Origin of the sequence: Lacihabitans soyangensis (assembly GCF_024343775.1) — a bacterium.
Classification (GTDB): domain Bacteria; phylum Bacteroidota; class Bacteroidia; order Cytophagales; family Spirosomataceae; genus Leadbetterella; species Leadbetterella soyangensis.
In genome coordinates this window covers 1-18,361 of sequence record NZ_RJUF01000022.1, presented here as the reverse complement: position 1 = coordinate 18,361, position 18,361 = coordinate 1, and the positions used below count along the sequence as shown (strand labels likewise).

Genomic DNA, 18,361 nt, shown 5'->3' with positions numbered 1-18,361 from the left:
CATGAACAGACGGAATTTTATAAAAAATATAGGCTGCGGAGCGATGGGCAGCACCACTTTGCTTAGCTCTTTGACAAGCTTGGGAGCACTTAACGGTCTGACATCGACCAAAAGCAATGCACCTGGAGAAGACTATAAAGCCATTGTATGTATACTTTTTGCAGGAGGAATAGACTCCTTTAATATGCTTATGCCTACAGGAACAACTTCTGGTGGGGACAATGGTTTCTCGGAATACTTAGCTTTAAGAACCGATTTGGCAGTTGCACAAACTCCTGCTAGTTTTTTGGCCTTGAACAATCCACAATGCTCAAGTTTTAGAGGGCTAAATTGTGCTTACTCGGCTTACGGAGTTCACCCTCAGATGACTGGAGTGAGGGATTTGTTCAACTCAGGCAAATTATCATTTGTATCGAATATAGGCACATTGGTTGAGCCAATAGCTACACCCTCACAGTATCATAACTCTTTGAAAAAAATACCTTTGGGCATCTATTCTCATTCTGACCAAATTATGCAGTGGCAAACATCTGTTCCACAGAGCCGAGATGCCTTAGGAGTTGGTGGAAGAATGGCCGATATTTTGAATGCAAGCAATTCGAACAATGGTATTTCGATGAACATTTCTTTGGCCGGGAAAAACGTTTTTCAAAGAGGAAAAATGGTAGCGGAATATTCAATAAGCCGAAATGTGGATCCCAACAATGTTGGACTGCAATCTTTTCCAACTTGGTGGGGAAACCAAGGTATTTTGCAAGACATGCGAATCAACGCCATTGACAGTTTGGTGGGTCAAACATATTCCAATCTTTTGCAAAAAACATATTCGGCCACTGCTAAAGAAAGTATGGGTTCGTTCGAAATATTCAAAGAAGCACTGAAAAGAGTGCCAACTATCACCACCACATTTCCAAATACATCCTTAGCTCAAGACCTAGCTGCCATCACCAAAGTAATGAGTGTAAGACAGCAACTTGGTACCAAAAGGCAGATATTTTTTGTCACTTACGGTGGTTGGGATATGCACGATGGCTTATTGGGAGGGTTAAACTCTCGACTTCCAGTGGTTAGTCAGGCCATGAAGGCATTTTATGATAGTACCGTTGAGCTGGGAATTTCTGAAAATGTAACGACATTCACTATTTCAGATTTTGCCCGAACACTTACTTCAAATGGAAATGGCTCAGACCACGCTTGGGGAGGTAACAACATGATAATGGGCGGAGCAGTAAACGGTGGAAGGATATTTGGAGCTTATCCAAAACTGAATTTGAGCAATACCAATGACAGAAACATTTCTTACCGCGGGAACTTCATACCAACCGTTTCGACAGACGAAATGTATGCCGAGCTAGCTCTTTGGTATGGCGTGAGTCCGTCTGATTTGTGCTATGTTTTACCCAATTTGGGTAATTTCTATTCTTATTCAGCCAACAATTATCCTATTGGTTTCATGAATTTCAATCAAAGTCCTATTTCATCTGTAAATCACCCACTGGACTGTCTAACTTATTAATAGCCATGAAAATAAATATACTTTTGGTTCTGATGTTTTTTGGATATTTCTATTCCAAAGGGCAAAGTTGCGTTGGTCCGGCAGGACAGGTAAAATGGAGTTATTGGTCGGGTTTTACTTCTACTCCGGACACCAACGCTTTGTTTGCGTTAGAATTTTATCCTGAAACTCCTGACGGTTTCCAGATGATTCCAACTTTGGCAACGCCTTATAATTTCAATGACCTTTATGCTGGATTAGTAAGAGGGTATATAATGGTGCCCACTACCGCTACCTATAGCTTTAATCTAACTGGCGATGATAGAATTTACTTTTATTTAAGTCCAAGTCAGAATCCTACGAATAAAATAAAACGGGCGGAGGTTCCGAATTATACGGGTATTACCGAACACAACAAGTATCCCCAACAAACCTCCTCTGAAATCACATTGGTAGGTGGTCAGTATTATTATTTCGAGATATTGAATTTAGAAGGTGGTGGAGGAGATTTCGCGAATTTGTATTGGAAAAAAAACACAGAAACAGCCTGGAGAATTGTAGATTTTAATTATATCTATGAATACACCTGCGGAACTACTTGTCCACCAAGAGGAACGACATGTAACGATGGTAATAACCTAACTACCAACGACCAACAAGATGGTTTTTGCAATTGCGTAGGTACTGTACCCACCGTTAACGCATGTATTGGAACAAAAGGAACTCTTCAGGCTTATTATTACGATAACATCACGGGCTCATATGTAGAAAATGATCTTCTGAATGCTCCGAAATTCCCTTTGGTACCTGATAGAAGGGAGGATTTAAATGGAGTTTTTGGACCATTAAAGCAGTCATTTAAAGATAACTATGGTACACTTATTCAGGGTTATTTGACAGTTCCTGTCACGGGCATGTATGAATTTAACTTGACAGGGGATAATCAGACCTTCTTCTTTTTGAGTAAAAACGACTCTATTGAGTATAAGCAGAACCATCAGTTGTTTGTTTTTTCGGGTGTTGGAGAATATGAATACAACAATTCTATCATGCAGAAGTCAGGGCCTATTTTGATGGAGAAAGGTAAATATTATTATTTTGAGTTTAGGCACAAAGAAAGTTCTTGGAGAGACCATTTTCATCTTTTTTGGAAAACCCCTTTTCATCCTCAGAAAACATGGAAAAAAATACCCGATTTTTATGTTTATGACTACAAATGCGAGGTGTCGTGCATTGCTCAAAATACCCTCTGCGACGATGGGAATCCATTTACAAATAACGACAGGATTGATGGAAACTGCAATTGTGCAGGTACTCCATGCTCAGGGCCGGATTGTGACGACCTCGGGGCAAGATATAAACTGTATGATGATTGTAGTCCAACAGATAATCTCAATCCAATAGAGGAGGCTTCTTGGACTTCGTGTGCCACAGCTCCAAATCCCAATCCTGCTAGAAGTACGAGTCAGCATTGGATAAGGTATGACTTTAATGATATTTATAAATTCAAAGAGGCCCGGGTTTGGAATTATAACGTGGCCAATCAAACCAATAAAGGATTCAGACAAGTGGTGGTAGATTATTCTTCAGACGGAATAACTTGGCAACCTCTTGGAGGTGTTTACAACTGGCCTCAGGCTCCTGGATTGGTTGATTATTCTGGTTTTGTAGGCCCAAACTTCAATGACTCGAAAGCCAAGTATATTTTGATTTCGGCACTTAATAACCATGGAGATGCAACCTGCTCGGGTTTTAGTAAAATTACCTTCGAAGCTACGCTTTGTAACCCTAAGGACACTCCATGTGACGATGGCGATCCGCTTACTTCTTACGATAAATTTGATGCAAATTGCAACTGTAGAGGTGTGGATATCAATTGTGGTTCAGACACCCTGGCATTGGGCAAAATTAGCCTATCAGACTCGCTTTTTGCTGCAAAAAAACGGATAGAATCTGCTAGTTTGGTGCCAAATACACAGAATATTTCATTCACTGCGGGGAACAGCATTGTGCTTTTACCAGGATTTGAGGTAAAAAATTCTGCTGTTTTTTCGGCTGAAATAGCCAGCTGTATTCAACAGCAATTTGCAGCCAACGAAGCTCTTGGTCAAAGGCAAATACAAGAACAAAACGCAATGAAGGGCCTTTCAATTGGTGATGAAGAAACAAACAATACCAAAAAAGTAATTTTCAGATTAAACGAGCCCGGAGATGTGTTGCTCCAACTTAAATCGGAAAAAGGTAACGTAATAGTAACTTTAGTTGAAGGTTTTCAGGAAAACTTAGGTACGCAGACCAAACTCATTCCTACCCAAAAACTTAAGAAAGGGCGGTACGAAATCATGCTGAAAATCAACAAGAATGTGATTTCGGAGTTTTTTGAAGTGCCTTAAAAATAGCCTTCTATCACCTCTTGAATTTTCGACATAGGCACCAGCATGGGTTTTTGATTGATGGTTATGGCAACTTTGGTTTCATCGCCGATACCGCCAATTACTTTGTAACTCCCTTTAACAGAGCCTATCAATGTTTTTAGAGCGAAAGTTCCTGAATTTTGGTCTCCAGTAAATATTCCACCTTTGGTTTTGATGGCTTTGTTGGCATTTACCACAAAATCAGATGCCGAGCCTGGATAGTCAATGTTAAATGAAGATGCCATAGTTTGATAAGATAATTTTATAAAATGAAATCTGTGTCTAATTTGTATTAATCCGTGTTCTTTACAGCCTCAATGAATCACCAATTCGTTTCCTCTCAAAACAGGCAGAACATCGTAAAGGTCGTTTTGTAAGCAATAGCTGATGTCTTTGTTGATACCTAAGCCCTGCAATCTACGGATATGCGATGAGTTAGCAAGATATCCCAACATATCATTTTTTGCTTGTTGATAAGTTCTCATGGCTAATATCGCCGAATCTTCTGCCACAAAATATTCGTCTTTGAGAGCATCTACCACGGCACCAGCAAAAAGGGTGTCTTCCAGATTCGGGCGGCCTTTCCAGCCAGCACAAAGCACCAAAACATCATAAGGTTGGTTTTTTAGGTGATTTACTACTGCGGCCAAGTTCAAAAAAGCACCTACAATTACCTTAACAGCGTCGGTTTTAGCTTTTGAGATAGATAAAGTACCGTTTGTGGTGGTCATCGCAATTTTTCCACCTATTAGTCTTTCGTCCATATAGCTAAAAGGCGAATTATCAAGGTCAAATCCTTCAACTTTTTGAGCGTCTCTTTCCGCCGCCGCCACGTAGCCCATGTTTTGGAGGGTTTTACATTCTTCCACACTTGCTACTGGTATTATGCTTTTTACACCGTAAGCGAAACCCGTTACCATGCACGAAGTAGCTCTAAAAATATCGGTTACCACTACAATAGAATTGTTGATTTTATGCAAATGCAGGAGGTCAGGAGACAGACAAACGTCTATGTTTTTCATTCTTGAATATTAAAAATTAGGCAAAAGTATAAATATGTGAGTTTTTCTGAACAAAATATTTTTAGTTTTTGGAAAATGTAATTTCGAAAAATTGATAACTTTACTTAATAACAATATCAAAAAAATGAAAGATAACGCCATAAGTTGGTTCGAAATACCGGCAGAAGATTTGGATAGAGCTCAAAAGTTTTATGAGACGATTTTCGAAATTCAGATGATTCCGATGGAATTTCCTGGTTTTCAGATGAGATTATTCCCTATTTCTGACCCAGCAACTGGTGTTGGTGGAGCACTGGTTAAAACAAGTCCGGGTTTTTATTTTTCATCAGAAAGCCATGGCCCTTTGATTTATCTGAATGCCAATCCTGATGTAGATTCGGTGCTTTCAAAAGTCGAGAAAGCCGGAGGCAAGGTGACTATTCCGAAGACCTTGATATCTGAAGACAACGGATACATGGGTGTTTTTATCGATACCGAAGGAAATAGAATTGGGGTGCATTCGAATCCTGAGTAAATTAAACTCAAAAATTCCTCTTGACGTACTCCCCTCATCTCTTTATCACCTCCAAATTGCCCAGCCCGTCGGGTATTACTATAAACTCGTCTGTCACATGTGGTGCCGCACTGTCGTTGATGGTACCGTGGCTTTCGAGGTGGTAGGTTTTGTCTATGTCTAAGGTGTCTTTGTTACTAATGATGCTGTGATTTCGTGTTCATATACATAGAGTTTATTTCCAAAGGACCTCAGGTAAAGTTTATTGTCGCTATAGATTATTTGAGCAAATCCGTCTCCTTTAGCTTCGGGTACTTCTTGTAAGAATTCTACCTCTTTGGTATCAATATCAAAGCATCCAAACATTATTTTGGGTATTTGGTCGCCATAGGCATTGCTAAAATCAGTAAAATACAATTTACGCTCATACAGATATAGCGTGCCTTCGGTAGAGGGTAAATTCTGTAGTATAACATCTGTTATAGGATTGCCAAACTCTAACGTTTCATTGTCTATGTCGATGATTTGAAAATACTGCCCGTAGTCAACATTAGCCCAAAAAGATATAAAAAGCCCCTGAGGCTCATTGTAGTGCAGCCTTGTCATCGGTACAGCGGCCTCCCACTTTAGCTCTCCAGTGGGCAAATGTATTTTCTTGATGTTGCCTTGGTATGAGCCGTCGGTATTTTCACAGAATAGTAGGTACTCGCCTCTTACCACCCAAGTATTGGAAGCATGCAAGCCTGTAGGGCAGGTATATTCCCAATAAGTTTTTTCATCTAATAGGTCAGAACATCGAAAATCTTGAATAGGTCTAAAACGTTCACTAAAATGCAATCTATAATTTTTATTTAAAAGTCTACCTATAATAAATTCCTCAGATTTAATAAGTATATTATCAATGTAAATCTCGTACTGATTGTCTGTAAGGGCATACCGAAGAATAAAATTATTTATGTTGTCAAAAAAGCTTATATTTATTAAATTGCTCTTTTCAATTTGCTTTAATTCGCAAAAATTCTTGCTGTAGATTACAAGAGTTTCACGATTTTTACTAACAATGAAACTATTGGAAAAATAAAATTCTTCAGACAAAGTGAGATCTAAAATCTCATCTCTAGTATTTATTAATTTCCCATGTGATGACATTATTATTTCATCATCTACTTTTTGTAGCAAATCAATATCGTATTGTGTATAAAGTCGTTTCATTTTTATTTCAATTCGAAAATTGATGAAAAATTTGCTTTAATAAAATCCTTTAAGTCACTTCCAGAAGGATTTGGAATGTCATTTATGAATTTTGCTGCTTGAGTGTTGCTGAAAGTCAATCCATCAATCGCCCTTTTCATATCTGCAACAAAAGTAGCTTCGGTATTACCGGCTTTTTTTAAATATTTAGTTTTATCAAACATCCATTTTAATTGGTTGAGATTGGTGACGGCGGGATTGTTTAAATCCTTGGTGAACTGATCGGCAAAATTGCTCGGCGGTAAATTCTGAACAGATTTAAACTCGAAATATTTGTTGGGTACCTGTTACTACGGCGTCATATGTGCATAGCAAATCAATATCAAATAAAGTTATTATAAAATCAGCTTCACACCCCGAGCTCCCAATAATGTCCTGGCTTTCGGTGCTTTCTAGAACTCTGTTGTCGAATCGCCGTTGGCGGCTTAAAAGTAACAAAATCATTTTAATAAATCACGCTCAAAAGCTCCGCCACACACACAGGCCGAGGGTTATTTTCCACGAAGTAAGTAGCCTCTATTTTCATTTTTAATCCACCATTTGGAGCGTCAAAAGCTTCAAGAAGCTTGGCCACCATTTTTATGTTGGTGTTTACTTTTATGGGTTGTAGAAATCGTACTTTGTCTGAGCCGTAATTGATGCCCATTTTCGAGTTTTTTACTTCGTAAATATCTCCCAAAAACTTAGGGCTAAGTGACAAAGTCAACAAACCATGGGCAATAGTACTGCCAAATGGACTTTGAGCAGCTTTTTCAGGATTTACATGAATCCATTGTTCATCAAAGGTCGATTTTGCAAAATCGTCAATAATTTCTTGCGTAATTTTCAACCAAGGGCTTTCTCCAATTATTTGACCAACAGCATTTTTGATTTCATCAAAGTTTTGGAAAATTTTCTTTGTTTTTTCGGATTCAGAAACGATTACAATAGGCTCATTTACAAGCTCTTCATCACAAATAACAACGGCTTTTCCTACCACTTTTCTTTCACGCAAGTGGACTAAGGCTTGGGCTGAGTCTGCCAAACTGTATTTTTTGAAAATGTGTGGTTTCAGTTGGCCTTCTTTAAACCATTGGGCTAGCTCAAGAATATTTTCCATGTTTTCTTTGGGCTGCAGTTTTGAAAACTGTCCCCAAAATACGCCGACCACCGAACAACCTTTCAGGAGAGCTAAATTAAAAGGTAACTTAGGAATTTCTCCACCCGCAAAACCCACCACCAAATATCGGCCTTTCCAGGCTATGCTTCGCAAAGCAGGCTCGGCATATTTGTCTCCCACGGGGTCATAAACTACATCAATACCTTTGCCTTGGGTATATTCTTTTATTTTTTCTCTGAGGTCTTCGGTTTCATAATTAATTACAAAATCTGCTCCCTTCTCTTTACAAATGGCCAGTTTATTGTCAGTTGAAGCCGCAGCTATCACATTTGCCCCCATTAATTTACCAAGTTCCACAGCAGCTAAACCTACTCCTCCGGCGGCACCCAGCACCAGTAAGGTTTCACCATTTTGCAAATGTGCTCTGTTCTTTAAGGCATGGTAAGAGGTGCCAAAATTGTACATCAAACTGGCTCCAGAGACATAATCCATATAAGGAGGTAAAGGGAAAATCCGGTCGGAGGTAACACAAACTTCTTCTGCAAAGCCCCCCCAGCCACACAATGCGAAAACCCGCTGGCCAACGGCTAGGTTTTTTACATTTTCGCCAATTTTCAAAATTATGCCAGCAACTTCTCCACCTGGAGAAAAAGGCAATGTTGGTTTAAACTGATATTTGTTTTCGATGATGAGGGTATCTGGGAAATTGGCACTGCAAGCGGCCACTTTTATCAAAACCTCGTTTTCTTTTGGCTCAGGATTTGGAATTTCCTGAAAAACGAGATTTTCGGCTGGTCCGAAATGGGTGCAAAGCAAGGCTTTCATATTCTTTATTTAAGGCTTTCCGAAATATTCAATTCTCAAATCTAAGAAATCTTTGGTTTTATATTAATTTTGGACAAACAATTGAGGTATCATTTGTTCACTTTATTCGTTTCGAATCCAAAAGACCCATCATGCATTTTCGTTTTCTTATCTTATTGGCCATCATATTTTTGAGTTTTACAGAAAAAACCTCGAAAACAACAGCCGTTGCCGCCTACAAAGTTGGAGATGAAGTGAAGGATTTTTCACTCAGAAGTATCAACGGAAAACTATATTCCTTTGCATCTTTTCCTTCGGCCAAAGGTTTTATTATTGTTTTTACGAGCAATTACTGCCCGTTTTCAAAGAGTTATGAGGACAGACTTATAGCCATTGACAAGAAATATACCTTGAAATCGTACCCTGTGATAGCCATAAACCCAAACGATGCGGAGGCTTATGAGGAAGACAAACTCGAGAACATTCAGGCCCGAGCCAAAGAAAAGGGCTTCGTATTTCCGATTCTAAGAGATGAAAAACAAAGCGTGGCCAAAACATTTGGAGCCTTGCGTTTGCCACATGTTTTTGTGGTAAAAAAAGAAGGATTTAAATACATTTTGAGGTATTCTGGAGCCATAGACGATAATCCGCAGGACCCTAGTGGTATTACAAAAAATTATCTGGATGACGCCGTTCAGAGTCTTTTAGAAAATAAACCCATCATCACCGAACAAACAAAACCTATTGGCTGTGCCATCAGGTGGAAATAATATGTCAGTAAACCTACCACCAATCATTCCCAAAAACAGAGCAAACGAACTGTTAGCTTTCAATCGCCTGCTCGACATCATGGACGATCTTCGTGAAAAATGCCCTTGGGACCGAAAACAGACGCTTGAAAGTCTTCGCCATTTGACGATTGAAGAAACCTATGAACTCTCTGATGCCATTCTTGAAAATGATCTTCAAGAAATCAAGAAAGAGCTGGGTGACATTATGCTGCATTTGGTATTTTATGCCAAAATTGGTTCTGAAATAGAGGATTTTGACATTACAGATGTGTTGAATGGTATTTGTGAAAAACTTATCAACAGACATCCGCACATTTATGGCGACGTAGTGGTGGCCGATGAGGAAGAGGTAAAGAAAAACTGGGAGCAACTTAAGCTCAAAGAAGGAAACAAGTCTGTTTTGGGAGGCGTTCCAAAATCATTACCAGCCTTGGTAAAAGCTATGAGAATTCAAGAAAAAGCCCGTGGAGTAGGGTTTGATTGGGAAGAAAAGGCACAAGTTTGGGCCAAAGTAGAAGAGGAAATGCAGGAATTCAAAGAACATTTCAACGCAGAAACCCACGAAACAATCGATCAAGAAAAAGCGGAAGCTGAGTTCGGAGATGTGCTGTTTTCGTTGGTAAACTACGCCCGATTTATAGATATTAATCCTGAAACAGCCTTGGAGCGTACCAATAAGAAATTCATTAAGCGATTCCAATATTTAGAATCTAAAGCCTTGGAAATGAACAAAAAGCTCTCGGATATGACTTTGGCTGAGATGGATGTTTTTTGGGAGGAAGCGAAGAAGATTTGAATGCATTTATTAATTTAAACGATAATAAATCGGTCTTTTTATATGAAAATTCAATTCCACAAAATCCAGATAATTGATGCATTTAAAAAGATTATTATTTCATTTTTCCTTTTAGGTTTTTTTATTTCATTTATTAATGACCTACTAAAAATTTATACCAATTCTTTTGTTATTAATCAGTCTGATATGTATGATATCGGAGAGTTTTATAATCAAGGGCGATCATTTCAAAAATTATCATCTCGGTCATCAGGTGAGGTTTTTATAATTGAATTGATTAATGGTTTTTATTTTGAAATAGATAATGAGACATTGAACTGCATAGAAAAAAGAAAGGAATTAATAGACTTGCTTTCAAAACAAAACCTTAAATTCAGAGTATTTACAAACGAAAAAACATCAATAAATTACAAAAAAATGGTTGATGATTTTCAAAATAGAAACGGTAAGATATTCAGTAATAATCAAATGCTAGAAGAAGAATTTAAGGTGCAAGTTGTTCAAATTCAAGTTGATGGGCATAATTTTGTAAATATTTCCAAATTAAATAGGGAACTGTATTCTAATATTAAACACAATCTTCTACTTAATTCAATATTTTTTTTAATCCTTTTAGGAGTTCAAATCTATAGATTCTGGTTAAAACCTATGTGACCCATAATCGCGATTTACAGTTGACAACTTTCGAAAAGTTGTCAACTGTGTTATTCGAAAATATTTATTTGGCCAATTTTTCTTTGTAAATGTAAGAAACTACCAATATTACTAAAAAAATCAAAGGGAAAAACGATAAACCCACTGGCCCATCCACAACAACTAAACTGACAGTGGCTGCAATGAAATCAATTGCGAAACCGGCGTATGCCCATTCTTTAATTCTTCCTGGAATTTGCGGTACCAGTAACACAATGGCTCCTAAAATTTTAAAAGTATTTAACATTGGAGCAAAATAAGACGGATAGCCCAAGTGTTCCATAAGTGCCTTTCCGTCAGGGTCGTTCCAAGTTAAAATGGGAGTAAGTCCAATTAATACAGCCACTATCGCGGTTGTGACCCAAAAAATAATTTTGTCTTTTTTCATATCGCTAGGGGTTAAATTATTGCAAGAGAGTATAAAATCTGCTTAGTTTTTGTTTCTCAATTTGTGATAGTAGATGTAAGAAACAATCATAATCGCAAAAACTACCAAGGGGAAAAGCGCCATGCCGTTTAGTCCATCTACCGAAACATGGCCTACAAATGCCGAAATAAAAACAAATCCAAATCCGGCATAAGCCCACTCTTTAACTTTTGCCGGAACTTGGGGCAGAATTAGGGCCAAAGCACCCAAAACTTTAAAGATAACCAGCATCACTCCAAAATAAGGTCGATAACCTAAATGTGCAATACCTTCTTTTGCTAGTTCGGTTTGAGAAGTGAGTGCAGGCATGACTCCTTCAAATAAAAAAATGAATCCCGTAGAAATCCAATAGATGATTTTGTCTTTTTTCATGTTTATAGGGTTTATAATTTTTTTAAACTTAAAATATTTCTAATGAGTTCAATCTTTCAATCTTACGAAACACTTCACGTCTGATTCATTAAAATACCATTCCACGCAATATCCTTCAGGGTCAAGTTGAGGATCTCTGCAAAGTTCTTGGAATAATTTGCCCATTTGAGGTATGTCTTTCATGAAATCTTCTATCACCGTACCTCGATATTTTCCTTTTTTGAAATGAAAAATTTCGAGATCAGGAAAAGACTCCCCGTCAATCAACTCTGCTCCGGCAAGATAAACAATGTCACCCGACTCATTCATCCACGACAAACTCATGAATTTTCGGTCTGTCGAAAATGGAATATTCGCATGTAATACTTGAAATGCTTCTTCCACTCCTTCTGGGAATTTGCTGGCTCTTTTGCAAGCCAAAACTATGTCATTTTCGAAAATATAGTCTTCCATCTTTTTCAAATTAAATTTTGTCAAAATTATGAAGGATTGAAAACTACTATGTTGTCAGATTACGTCAATTTCTGTGTCATTTACGACGATTTTTCGATTAAAACAGACCCTCCAACTTCACCTCATGCTTAATCGGCCCTACCGTGGTCAACTTAATTTTAGCCATATTGGCACCTGCTTGGGCACATTCTTTTGAACTTTTACCTGAAAGATATGCGGCTAAAAAACCCGACCAAAAGGAATCCCCTGCACCTGTTGCGTCCACTACATTTATAGCTTCAGGTTTATTGAATACCAACTCTTTACCGTCAGAAACTACGCTTCCTTTACCTCCTAAAGTATAACAAATCAGTGTGGCTCCCCAACTGTGGAAATCTTTGAATACTTCTTCCATTTCAACAGCTCTTCCATAAAAGCGTTCGGCGTCGTCTTCGCTTAGTTTTATTAAGGCTTCGTTTGATAGATATTCTTTTATGACGGCGTGGGCTTCTTTCCTATTGGGCCAAACTCTCTCGGCATAGTTCAAATCTGCACTTAAAATGCAGCCTGCCTTTTTTGCCCTTTTGGCGGCATCTAAAACCGAAGCTTGTGAGGGCTGCTTACTCAAAGGCCAACAAGTGGTATGAAAAACCGAGCATTTCTGAAGTAATTCGTCAGGAATATTTTCAGGATTTATCATCCGATCGGCCGTGCGGTAAGGTATAAAATCTGGCGTTTCAGTAGTTCGAGATACCAAAACTATGCTGCTAGGTTCGGTTTTGTCATAAATAACCAAACTTGTATCTACTCCTGCCTCAGTTACTTTTTCTACCAGATATTTTCCCAGGTTATCGGTGCCCACTGCACTTATTATGGCGGTTTTAAATCCCAAACGAGCCATATTGGAGGCTAAATTGGCTGGGCTACCGCCTTGGAATCTTTCGAATTTTTGGGTATCGAAGAGGTTGGTGCTTATTTCGGTGCCGATAAAATCACCCAGTAGTTCTCCCACCGCTACCAAGCCGTATTCTCTTTTGTTCATAGGTTTTGTATTTGAAAACAAAAATTGGGAAATTTCTGACCAAAACAAACTTTAAAAGCGGATTTTTGTTAGCCATTTTGAAACAGAACATCTAATGGCAGAAAATTTATACATTCCAGAAACTACTGAAAGAGCCGAAATTTATGAGGCAGTTATACCACAAATAGAGGCTCTAATCTCTTCAGAAACAGACTTAATCGCCAATTTGGCCAATATTTCAGCTGCTTTAAAACAAGCTTTTGATTTTTACTGGGTAGGGTTTTATATGGATAACCAGGCAGGAGAATTGGTTCTAGGGCCATTTCAAGGACCTATTGCCTGCACACGTATTCGTTATGACAGAGGCGTATGTGGCCACAGTTTTTCCTCTGAGCAAACCGTAATTGTGCCCAATGTTGACGAGTTTCCTGGTCATATTGCCTGTAGTTCGGCTTCAAAATCTGAGATTGTAGTTCCAGTGTTCAATTCAAAAGGTGAAATTTGTGGTGTTTTAGATGTCGATTCTGACCTTTTGAATGACTTTTCGGAGTTAGATAAAGTTTGGCTAGAGAAACTCTTAAAGGTTTTAGGAGCTAAAATTTGAGGTTGTTTTTCCCATTAACATTTTCCTTAACACTGATTATGAGCTTTTTATAAAAAGTTTACAATCCGTTCTAATTTTTGTGCAAACCCAGGTGGCTTTTCATGCATCTAAGTGATAAATCTCAGAAATAGAATTTTAACACTTAAAAATTACGATCATGAAAAAGCTATTAATTTTAGGACTGCTGCTCTCAACTGGATTGTTTCAGTCTTGTACAGTAAATGATAATCCTCAACCTATTACTAATGAACTCTTAGCTGAGGTCTTTGAAGTTAAAGCCGATTTTACCCCGGGCAATAGCTTCCGAAATTACTATAATCTCAATCCGGTTATTTTTGATTCCGATGTTCTTTTGGTGTATGAATTTGTTGGATTGGACAAAACTGGGGCGGATATCTGGAAACCTTTACCTCAAGTCTATACTTCAGATAATGGTATCCATCAATATAATTTTGACTTCACAAAGTTAGACTTTAGTATATTTCTAGATGCCAATTTCGACAGAATGAGACTCAATAATTCTTGGAGATTGGGCAAGACTTTCAGGGTGGTAATTGTTCCAGGAAAATTTGCCAGTATGGTGGATAAAAATAATTTACAGAATGTGATGAACACACTCAAATTGACCGAAAATTCTGTGGTTGATTTGTCAAAATAATGAAAGGTTCTTAAATGCCTTAAAATTACCTCAGCCAATGGTTGGGGTATTTTTTTGTTCTTCAATTAGATTTAGGTCGAGTTTCAGTTTAAAACCACTGTATTGATTAATGTAAGATTCTTCCTTGTAATAATTCAGGATTCGAATTGCTTGAGGAATGCTCAATCCATCGGGATGAATATTTGAGATACAGTTTCTGCTTTCATCCGTAAGTCCGACTTTTGGTTGAAAAGTGGTGTAAATTCCCATACTATGTGGCGAGGATAATCCAGGCCTTTCTCCAATAAAAATGGCTGTGAATTTGCCACCTAAGCGTTCTCCAATTTCGTCAGCAATGGCTACCCGGCCATTTTCTACTAAAGCCAGTGCTATTTTATGTTTTTTAGACCATTCAGGAATAAGCTGTTTCAAGACATTTATAACTTGGGTATTTACTGCATCAGCCGAAAGCCCATCGGTAATGACTAGGACAATGTCTGTTTTTTCATTGTTTTTTTCTAAAATTTCCAGAGAATGTTTTTCTAATCTCCTACCCAAATCTGGCCTTTTTAAGTATTCTATTTTGTTTTCAGCTTTACTTTTTAATAGGAAAAATGGTAGTTGGAATTCTGAAAGGGCATCGGCCAAAAGCTCTATATTCAAGGGTGAAAAGACGGCATCTTTGGCTCTTGCATGGTCGAGTTTAAGTGATAAAGTTTGCTGAGTAGGTAAGGCTCCTCCTACATTTCCCAGCCCAATTCTAGCGTTGGTTTGGGTTTTGAGTAGTTCGCTCGGGTCAGTTTGTATAAGTTTATTTTCCATGCATATTTAGCAATAAATGTTTGCTATTCAAGGCGTTTCGTTCACCTTTTTCATTAATTATTCCCTGAGCTAAAAGCCATGCCTCGAATTCCGGAGCAGGGCGTTTTTTCAAAACTTTTCGCATATACATGGCATCGTGAAAAGAGGTGGATTGGTAGTTGAGCATGATATCGTCGGCTCCTGGTACTCCCATGAAAAAATTACAATCAGCCACTCCCAACAACGTCATTAGATTGTCCATGTCATCTTGATCGGCCTCAGCATGATTAGTATAGCAAACATCCATTCCCATCGGTAGTCCTAGCAGTTTTGCACAGAAATGATCCTCCAAGGCCGCTCTGATGATTTGTTTTCCATCAAAAAGATATTCCGGACCAATAAAACCAACAACAGAATTTACAAGAAAAGGATTGAATTTTCTCGCAACGGCATACGCCCTTGCCTCGCAGGTTTGTTGGTCCACGCCATGGTGTGCATTGGCCGAAAGTGATGAGCCTTGACCCGTTTCAAAATACATAACTTGCTGACCGACAGTTCCTCTTTTCAATTCCATTGCAGCTTCATATCCTTCGTTCAGAATATTTAGGTTTATTCCAAAAGAACTGTTGGTTTTTTCGGTACCACCAATAGACTGAAAAACCAAATCAACGGGTGCGTCTTTTATGTTATTCAACGTGGTAGTAATATGACTCAAAACGCAAGATTGTGTAGGGATTTCCAGTTTTTCCCTGACTTCGTCTAGCATTTTCAAAAGATTACTTACTACTTCCGGGCTATCTGTTGCTGGATTTATTCCAATCACTGCATCTCCACAACCATACATCAAACCATCTATCGTGCTTGCCAAAATTCCACTTTGGCTATCGGTAGGATGATTCGGCTGGAGTCTGATTGAAAGTCTCCCTTTTTGTCCAACCGTTGTCCTAAATCTAGATATAACCTCGCATTTTTGAGCGACTGCAATAAGGTCCTGATTTCGCATGATTTTCGAAACTGCGGCGACCATTTCGGGCGTCAATCCCATTTTTACTTGATCCAGAACGACCTGATTGGTGGTGTCTAAGAGCAACCAATTTCTGAAATCCCCGACAGTTAGGTGATTGATGCTCGAAAAACTATTTTGGTAATGAGAATCCACAATTAGACGCGTAACTTCGTCGGATTCGTAGGGAATCAGATGCTCGGTCAGAAACAGACTTAGTGGCACTTCACCCAGAGCAAATTGTGCCGCCACTCGTTCCTCGTTGGTTTCGGCTGAAATCCCTGCCAAAGCATCACCTGTCCGATAGGGACTGGCTTTGGCCATGAGCGTCTTAAGATCTTTAAAATTATATGTAAAGTTATTAACCGTATATCGAAACTCCATTTGGCGTATTTTTTTAGGAGAAAATCAGATAAATGATGATCAAAACAACAATAGTTCCGACAATTACGGGATGAAGATACGCCAAAATAAGCATACAAAAAACTGATAAAATCAAGGCTAAATAGGGGAAAACTTTATGGATAATGCTTTTGAAATCAACATGATGATGTTTGTTTAGGAACTCATCATTTTCTCCTTCTAAAATTGTTTTTAGGTTTTCTTCTTTCTTTTTGCGAAGTACTATCAAACTGAAACTTACTCCAAAATACATACAAACGGCTCCAAAAACTGAAAGTTCTATCAACAAAGAGGTTGTACTTCCCCAAATGGCCAAGAGACTTATTACAAACACCAAAGTGGCGGCAATTGCCCGATTAAATTTACTTTCAGGAAAAATTCTTTTGAGAAAATATTCTATCTGAAAAGTAGTGGTGAAGGCAATTCCTTGAAGCGAAGCTATTAGCCCGAATAGACCCAAAAAGGTAAATATTTGAGTAATGGTATTGTTTTAGCCCAGAATTAAGGCCAATGTGGCCGGCATCGGATGGTTGTCTTTGCTGATGATTTCCCAATTTTCGGGATTTAAATTTATACCCCCAGCAGCCAAAAGAAGAACCATTGTGGCCAAAATGGCCAAAGTCCAGAAGGCAGATTTGTAACCGATTCCCAAAGTTTTCCTGAGTTTTTCCTGCTCCGTATTTTTTGAAACTATAGAAATGCCTTCAATAGCCAAAAACATCCAAATCGCAAACGGCATTGCCCGCACGAAACTATCAAATGTAAGCTCGCCAAATTGCTTGTTTTGGGATAAATTGGAAAAGGAAAATTCTGAAACTATGGCTCCGGAAAATATTAAAAGTTCGAAAATAGCCAGTAAGGTGAGCGTAATGATGACTTGAACACCCAAATTAAAATTGAACAAACTCACCAAACAAAAGAAGGCGATGAATCCAGTGGCTATCCAATTCGTTTTTTCTAAATGGTCCGTTAAAAAACCTAAATATTCTCCTATGGAGGTGGCAATAGCAGGATTGACGAAAAGAAATTCAAACAAAATCAGTATGGAAATAATCTCAGCCCATTTTTTGCCAAATGCATTTTTTATGTAAATGTGTGGGCCATCGGCATTAGGATACACACAAGCCAACTCTATCAGACAAAGCACCAATGCGTAATACAATATGGCGGTGACTAGAACCGGCACAAAAAAACCAATTGGCCCAGTGATCGCCCAACCCAGATTCCAGCCAAATGACTCACCGGAAATTACCAATCCTACGCCAATGGCCCAAATCGAAAACGCTCCTATTTTCTTTTGTTTAGTTTCAAAGCTACCTGATGCCATTCTGATTTTAGGGTTTCTATGAACAAAATACAGAATAGATTTTTTAACTCCACAGAATCAAATGTTTTGCCTTCAAAAAGTTTAATCTTTAATTGGATAAGTCCAGTAATTTGTTGAGTTACTTTTTATTTTTTTCCATTGATAACTTCCCTTCGACAGGCTCAGGGAGACAAACGTTGTCAGTCTGAGCTTAACGAAGCCCCGCTACAATAATCATAATAGTTTATACATATCGAGCGTCCCTTCGACAGGCTCAGGGAGACAAAACTGTCAGGCTGAGCTTGTCGAAGCCCCGCCCCAATATTCAATACAGTTTTTATGTACAAAACGCCCCTTCGACAGGCTCAGGGAGACAAACGTTGTCAGTCTGAGCTTAACGAAGCCCCGCTACAATAATCATAATAGTTTATACATATCGAGCGTCCCTTCCTTTTCCAAACTGAGTGTAATTTTTAGCGTACAAAACCAAATTTTCCC

General features: G+C 38.5%; 21 protein-coding genes. 8 read left to right on the top strand and 13 right to left on the bottom strand.

What is annotated here, in order from left to right; translation table 11 throughout:
* The first annotated feature begins 1 nt into the window (after position 1).
* On the top strand, positions 2 to 1,516 hold the full coding sequence (locus EGI31_RS09380) for a DUF1501 domain-containing protein (RefSeq protein WP_255036973.1): 1,515 nt from the start codon (positions 2 to 4) through the stop codon (positions 1,514 to 1,516).
* Between the two features lie 5 nt (positions 1,517 to 1,521).
* Positions 1,522 to 3,888 (top strand): PA14 domain-containing protein, encoded by a 2,367-nt coding sequence (locus tag EGI31_RS09375; protein ID WP_255036972.1) that lies wholly within the window; start codon positions 1,522 to 1,524, stop codon positions 3,886 to 3,888.
* Here EGI31_RS09375 and EGI31_RS09370 read toward each other — a convergent pair.
* The gene (locus EGI31_RS09370) at positions 3,885 to 4,154 is read right to left on the bottom strand and encodes a hypothetical protein (RefSeq protein WP_255036971.1); all 270 of its coding nucleotides are present in this window, start codon (positions 4,152 to 4,154) and stop codon (positions 3,885 to 3,887) included. The genes EGI31_RS09375 and EGI31_RS09370 overlap by 4 nt on opposite strands.
* A gap of 69 nt (positions 4,155 to 4,223) precedes the next feature.
* Positions 4,224 to 4,931, bottom strand: a complete 708-nt coding sequence (locus EGI31_RS09365; protein ID WP_255036970.1) for a 2-phosphosulfolactate phosphatase — start codon at positions 4,929 to 4,931, stop codon at positions 4,224 to 4,226.
* A 124-nt stretch (positions 4,932 to 5,055) separates the two neighbouring features.
* On the opposite strand from EGI31_RS09365, the gene EGI31_RS09360 reads away from it, so the two are divergent.
* Entirely contained in the window at positions 5,056 to 5,445 is a 390-nt protein-coding gene (locus tag EGI31_RS09360; protein ID WP_255036969.1) for a VOC family protein, read from the top strand.
* Positions 5,446 to 5,604: 159 nt separating this feature from the next.
* Here EGI31_RS09360 and EGI31_RS09355 read toward each other — a convergent pair whose 3' ends face one another.
* From EGI31_RS09355 to EGI31_RS09345, 3 genes are all read right to left on the bottom strand, one after another.
* Positions 5,605 to 6,636 carry a hypothetical protein gene (locus EGI31_RS09355; RefSeq protein WP_255036968.1) on the bottom strand — a complete coding sequence of 344 codons (1,032 nt, stop codon included), beginning with the start codon at positions 6,634 to 6,636 and terminating at the stop codon, positions 5,605 to 5,607.
* Positions 6,637 to 6,638: 2 nt separating this feature from the next.
* Complete coding sequence (locus EGI31_RS09350) at positions 6,639 to 6,839, bottom strand: hypothetical protein (RefSeq protein WP_255036967.1); 201 nt, start codon at positions 6,837 to 6,839, stop codon at positions 6,639 to 6,641.
* 281 nt (positions 6,840 to 7,120) lie between these two features.
* Positions 7,121 to 8,599, bottom strand: a complete 1,479-nt coding sequence (locus tag EGI31_RS09345) for a zinc-binding dehydrogenase (RefSeq protein WP_255036966.1) — start codon at positions 8,597 to 8,599, stop codon at positions 7,121 to 7,123.
* Positions 8,600 to 8,730: 131 nt separating this feature from the next.
* On the opposite strand from EGI31_RS09345, the gene EGI31_RS09340 reads away from it, so the two are divergent.
* The 3 genes from EGI31_RS09340 to EGI31_RS09330 are packed head-to-tail and all read left to right on the top strand — an operon-like array spanning position 8,731 to position 10,819.
* On the top strand, positions 8,731 to 9,348 hold the full coding sequence (locus EGI31_RS09340; protein WP_255036965.1) for a thioredoxin family protein: 618 nt from the start codon (positions 8,731 to 8,733) through the stop codon (positions 9,346 to 9,348).
* Position 9,349: 1 nt separating this feature from the next.
* Positions 9,350 to 10,165, top strand: coding sequence for a nucleoside triphosphate pyrophosphohydrolase (gene mazG / locus EGI31_RS09335; protein WP_255036964.1), 816 nt, complete (start codon positions 9,350 to 9,352; stop codon positions 10,163 to 10,165).
* A gap of 42 nt (positions 10,166 to 10,207) precedes the next feature.
* Positions 10,208 to 10,819 (top strand): hypothetical protein, encoded by a 612-nt coding sequence (locus EGI31_RS09330; RefSeq protein WP_255036963.1) that lies wholly within the window; start codon positions 10,208 to 10,210, stop codon positions 10,817 to 10,819.
* 64 nt (positions 10,820 to 10,883) lie between these two features.
* On the opposite strand, the gene EGI31_RS09325 is transcribed toward EGI31_RS09330, so the two are convergent.
* From EGI31_RS09325 to EGI31_RS09310, 4 genes are all read right to left on the bottom strand, one after another.
* Entirely contained in the window at positions 10,884 to 11,246 is a 363-nt protein-coding gene (locus EGI31_RS09325; protein ID WP_255036962.1) for a DoxX family protein, read from the bottom strand.
* Positions 11,247 to 11,288: 42 nt separating this feature from the next.
* Positions 11,289 to 11,657 (bottom strand): DoxX family protein, encoded by a 369-nt coding sequence (locus tag EGI31_RS09320; protein WP_255036961.1) that lies wholly within the window; start codon positions 11,655 to 11,657, stop codon positions 11,289 to 11,291.
* 48 nt (positions 11,658 to 11,705) lie between these two features.
* Positions 11,706 to 12,110 carry a transcriptional regulator gene (locus EGI31_RS09315; RefSeq protein ID WP_255036960.1) on the bottom strand — a complete coding sequence of 135 codons (405 nt, stop codon included), beginning with the start codon at positions 12,108 to 12,110 and terminating at the stop codon, positions 11,706 to 11,708.
* 97 nt (positions 12,111 to 12,207) lie between these two features.
* The gene (locus tag EGI31_RS09310; RefSeq protein ID WP_255036959.1) at positions 12,208 to 13,131 is read right to left on the bottom strand and encodes a carbohydrate kinase family protein; all 924 of its coding nucleotides are present in this window, start codon (positions 13,129 to 13,131) and stop codon (positions 12,208 to 12,210) included.
* A 94-nt stretch (positions 13,132 to 13,225) separates the two neighbouring features.
* On the opposite strand from EGI31_RS09310, the gene msrC reads away from it, so the two are divergent.
* Both msrC and EGI31_RS09300 read left to right on the top strand, forming a co-directional pair.
* The gene (gene msrC / locus EGI31_RS09305) at positions 13,226 to 13,714 is read left to right on the top strand and encodes a free L-methionine (R)-S-oxide reductase MsrC (protein ID WP_255036958.1); all 489 of its coding nucleotides are present in this window, start codon (positions 13,226 to 13,228) and stop codon (positions 13,712 to 13,714) included.
* A gap of 157 nt (positions 13,715 to 13,871) precedes the next feature.
* A complete protein-coding gene (locus tag EGI31_RS09300) occupies positions 13,872 to 14,372 on the top strand; it encodes a hypothetical protein (RefSeq protein ID WP_255036957.1) in 501 nt (166 codons plus the stop codon).
* A gap of 30 nt (positions 14,373 to 14,402) precedes the next feature.
* Here EGI31_RS09300 and eutC read toward each other — a convergent pair whose 3' ends face one another.
* The 4 genes from eutC to EGI31_RS09280 are packed head-to-tail and all read right to left on the bottom strand — an operon-like array spanning position 14,403 to position 17,884.
* Positions 14,403 to 15,173 carry an ethanolamine ammonia-lyase subunit EutC gene (gene eutC / locus EGI31_RS09295; RefSeq protein WP_255036956.1) on the bottom strand — a complete coding sequence of 257 codons (771 nt, stop codon included), beginning with the start codon at positions 15,171 to 15,173 and terminating at the stop codon, positions 14,403 to 14,405.
* On the bottom strand, positions 15,163 to 16,539 hold the full coding sequence (locus tag EGI31_RS09290) for an ethanolamine ammonia-lyase subunit EutB (protein WP_255036955.1): 1,377 nt from the start codon (positions 16,537 to 16,539) through the stop codon (positions 15,163 to 15,165). The genes eutC and EGI31_RS09290 overlap by 11 nt, the downstream gene beginning before the upstream one ends.
* 13 nt (positions 16,540 to 16,552) lie before the next feature.
* Positions 16,553 to 17,017 carry an APC family permease gene (locus tag EGI31_RS09285; protein WP_255036954.1) on the bottom strand — a complete coding sequence of 155 codons (465 nt, stop codon included), beginning with the start codon at positions 17,015 to 17,017 and terminating at the stop codon, positions 16,553 to 16,555.
* 30 nt (positions 17,018 to 17,047) lie between these two features.
* Complete coding sequence (locus EGI31_RS09280) at positions 17,048 to 17,884, bottom strand: amino acid permease (RefSeq protein WP_255036953.1); 837 nt, start codon at positions 17,882 to 17,884, stop codon at positions 17,048 to 17,050.
* Between the last annotated feature and the right edge of the window lie 477 nt (positions 17,885 to 18,361).

Coding starts and splice junctions, on each gene's coding strand:
- EGI31_RS09320 (WP_255036961.1), bottom strand. CDS start 11,657: ATGAAAAAAGACAAAATCATCTATTGGATTTCTACGGGATTCATTTTT.
- EGI31_RS09310 (WP_255036959.1), bottom strand. CDS start 13,131: ATGAACAAAAGAGAATACGGCTTGGTAGCGGTGGGAGAACTACTGGGT.
- EGI31_RS09355 (WP_255036968.1), bottom strand. CDS start 6,636: ATGAAACGACTTTATACACAATACGATATTGATTTGCTACAAAAAGTA.
- EGI31_RS09345 (WP_255036966.1), bottom strand. CDS start 8,599: ATGAAAGCCTTGCTTTGCACCCATTTCGGACCAGCCGAAAATCTCGTT.
- EGI31_RS09340 (WP_255036965.1), top strand. CDS start 8,731: ATGCATTTTCGTTTTCTTATCTTATTGGCCATCATATTTTTGAGTTTT.
- EGI31_RS09365 (WP_255036970.1), bottom strand. CDS start 4,931: ATGAAAAACATAGACGTTTGTCTGTCTCCTGACCTCCTGCATTTGCAT.
- msrC (WP_255036958.1), top strand. CDS start 13,226: ATGGCAGAAAATTTATACATTCCAGAAACTACTGAAAGAGCCGAAATT.
- EGI31_RS09315 (WP_255036960.1), bottom strand. CDS start 12,110: ATGGAAGACTATATTTTCGAAAATGACATAGTTTTGGCTTGCAAAAGA.
- EGI31_RS09370 (WP_255036971.1), bottom strand. CDS start 4,154: ATGGCATCTTCATTTAACATTGACTATCCAGGCTCGGCATCTGATTTT.
- eutC (WP_255036956.1), bottom strand. CDS start 15,173: ATGGAAAATAAACTTATACAAACTGACCCGAGCGAACTACTCAAAACC.
- EGI31_RS09375 (WP_255036972.1), top strand. CDS start 1,522: ATGAAAATAAATATACTTTTGGTTCTGATGTTTTTTGGATATTTCTAT.
- mazG (WP_255036964.1), top strand. CDS start 9,350: ATGTCAGTAAACCTACCACCAATCATTCCCAAAAACAGAGCAAACGAA.
- EGI31_RS09325 (WP_255036962.1), bottom strand. CDS start 11,246: ATGAAAAAAGACAAAATTATTTTTTGGGTCACAACCGCGATAGTGGCT.
- EGI31_RS09350 (WP_255036967.1), bottom strand. CDS start 6,839: ATGTTTGATAAAACTAAATATTTAAAAAAAGCCGGTAATACCGAAGCT.
- EGI31_RS09280 (WP_255036953.1), bottom strand. CDS start 17,884: ATGGCATCAGGTAGCTTTGAAACTAAACAAAAGAAAATAGGAGCGTTT.
- EGI31_RS09290 (WP_255036955.1), bottom strand. CDS start 16,539: ATGGAGTTTCGATATACGGTTAATAACTTTACATATAATTTTAAAGAT.
- EGI31_RS09380 (WP_255036973.1), top strand. CDS start 2: ATGAACAGACGGAATTTTATAAAAAATATAGGCTGCGGAGCGATGGGC.
- EGI31_RS09360 (WP_255036969.1), top strand. CDS start 5,056: ATGAAAGATAACGCCATAAGTTGGTTCGAAATACCGGCAGAAGATTTG.
- EGI31_RS09300 (WP_255036957.1), top strand. CDS start 13,872: ATGAAAAAGCTATTAATTTTAGGACTGCTGCTCTCAACTGGATTGTTT.
- EGI31_RS09330 (WP_255036963.1), top strand. CDS start 10,208: ATGAAAATTCAATTCCACAAAATCCAGATAATTGATGCATTTAAAAAG.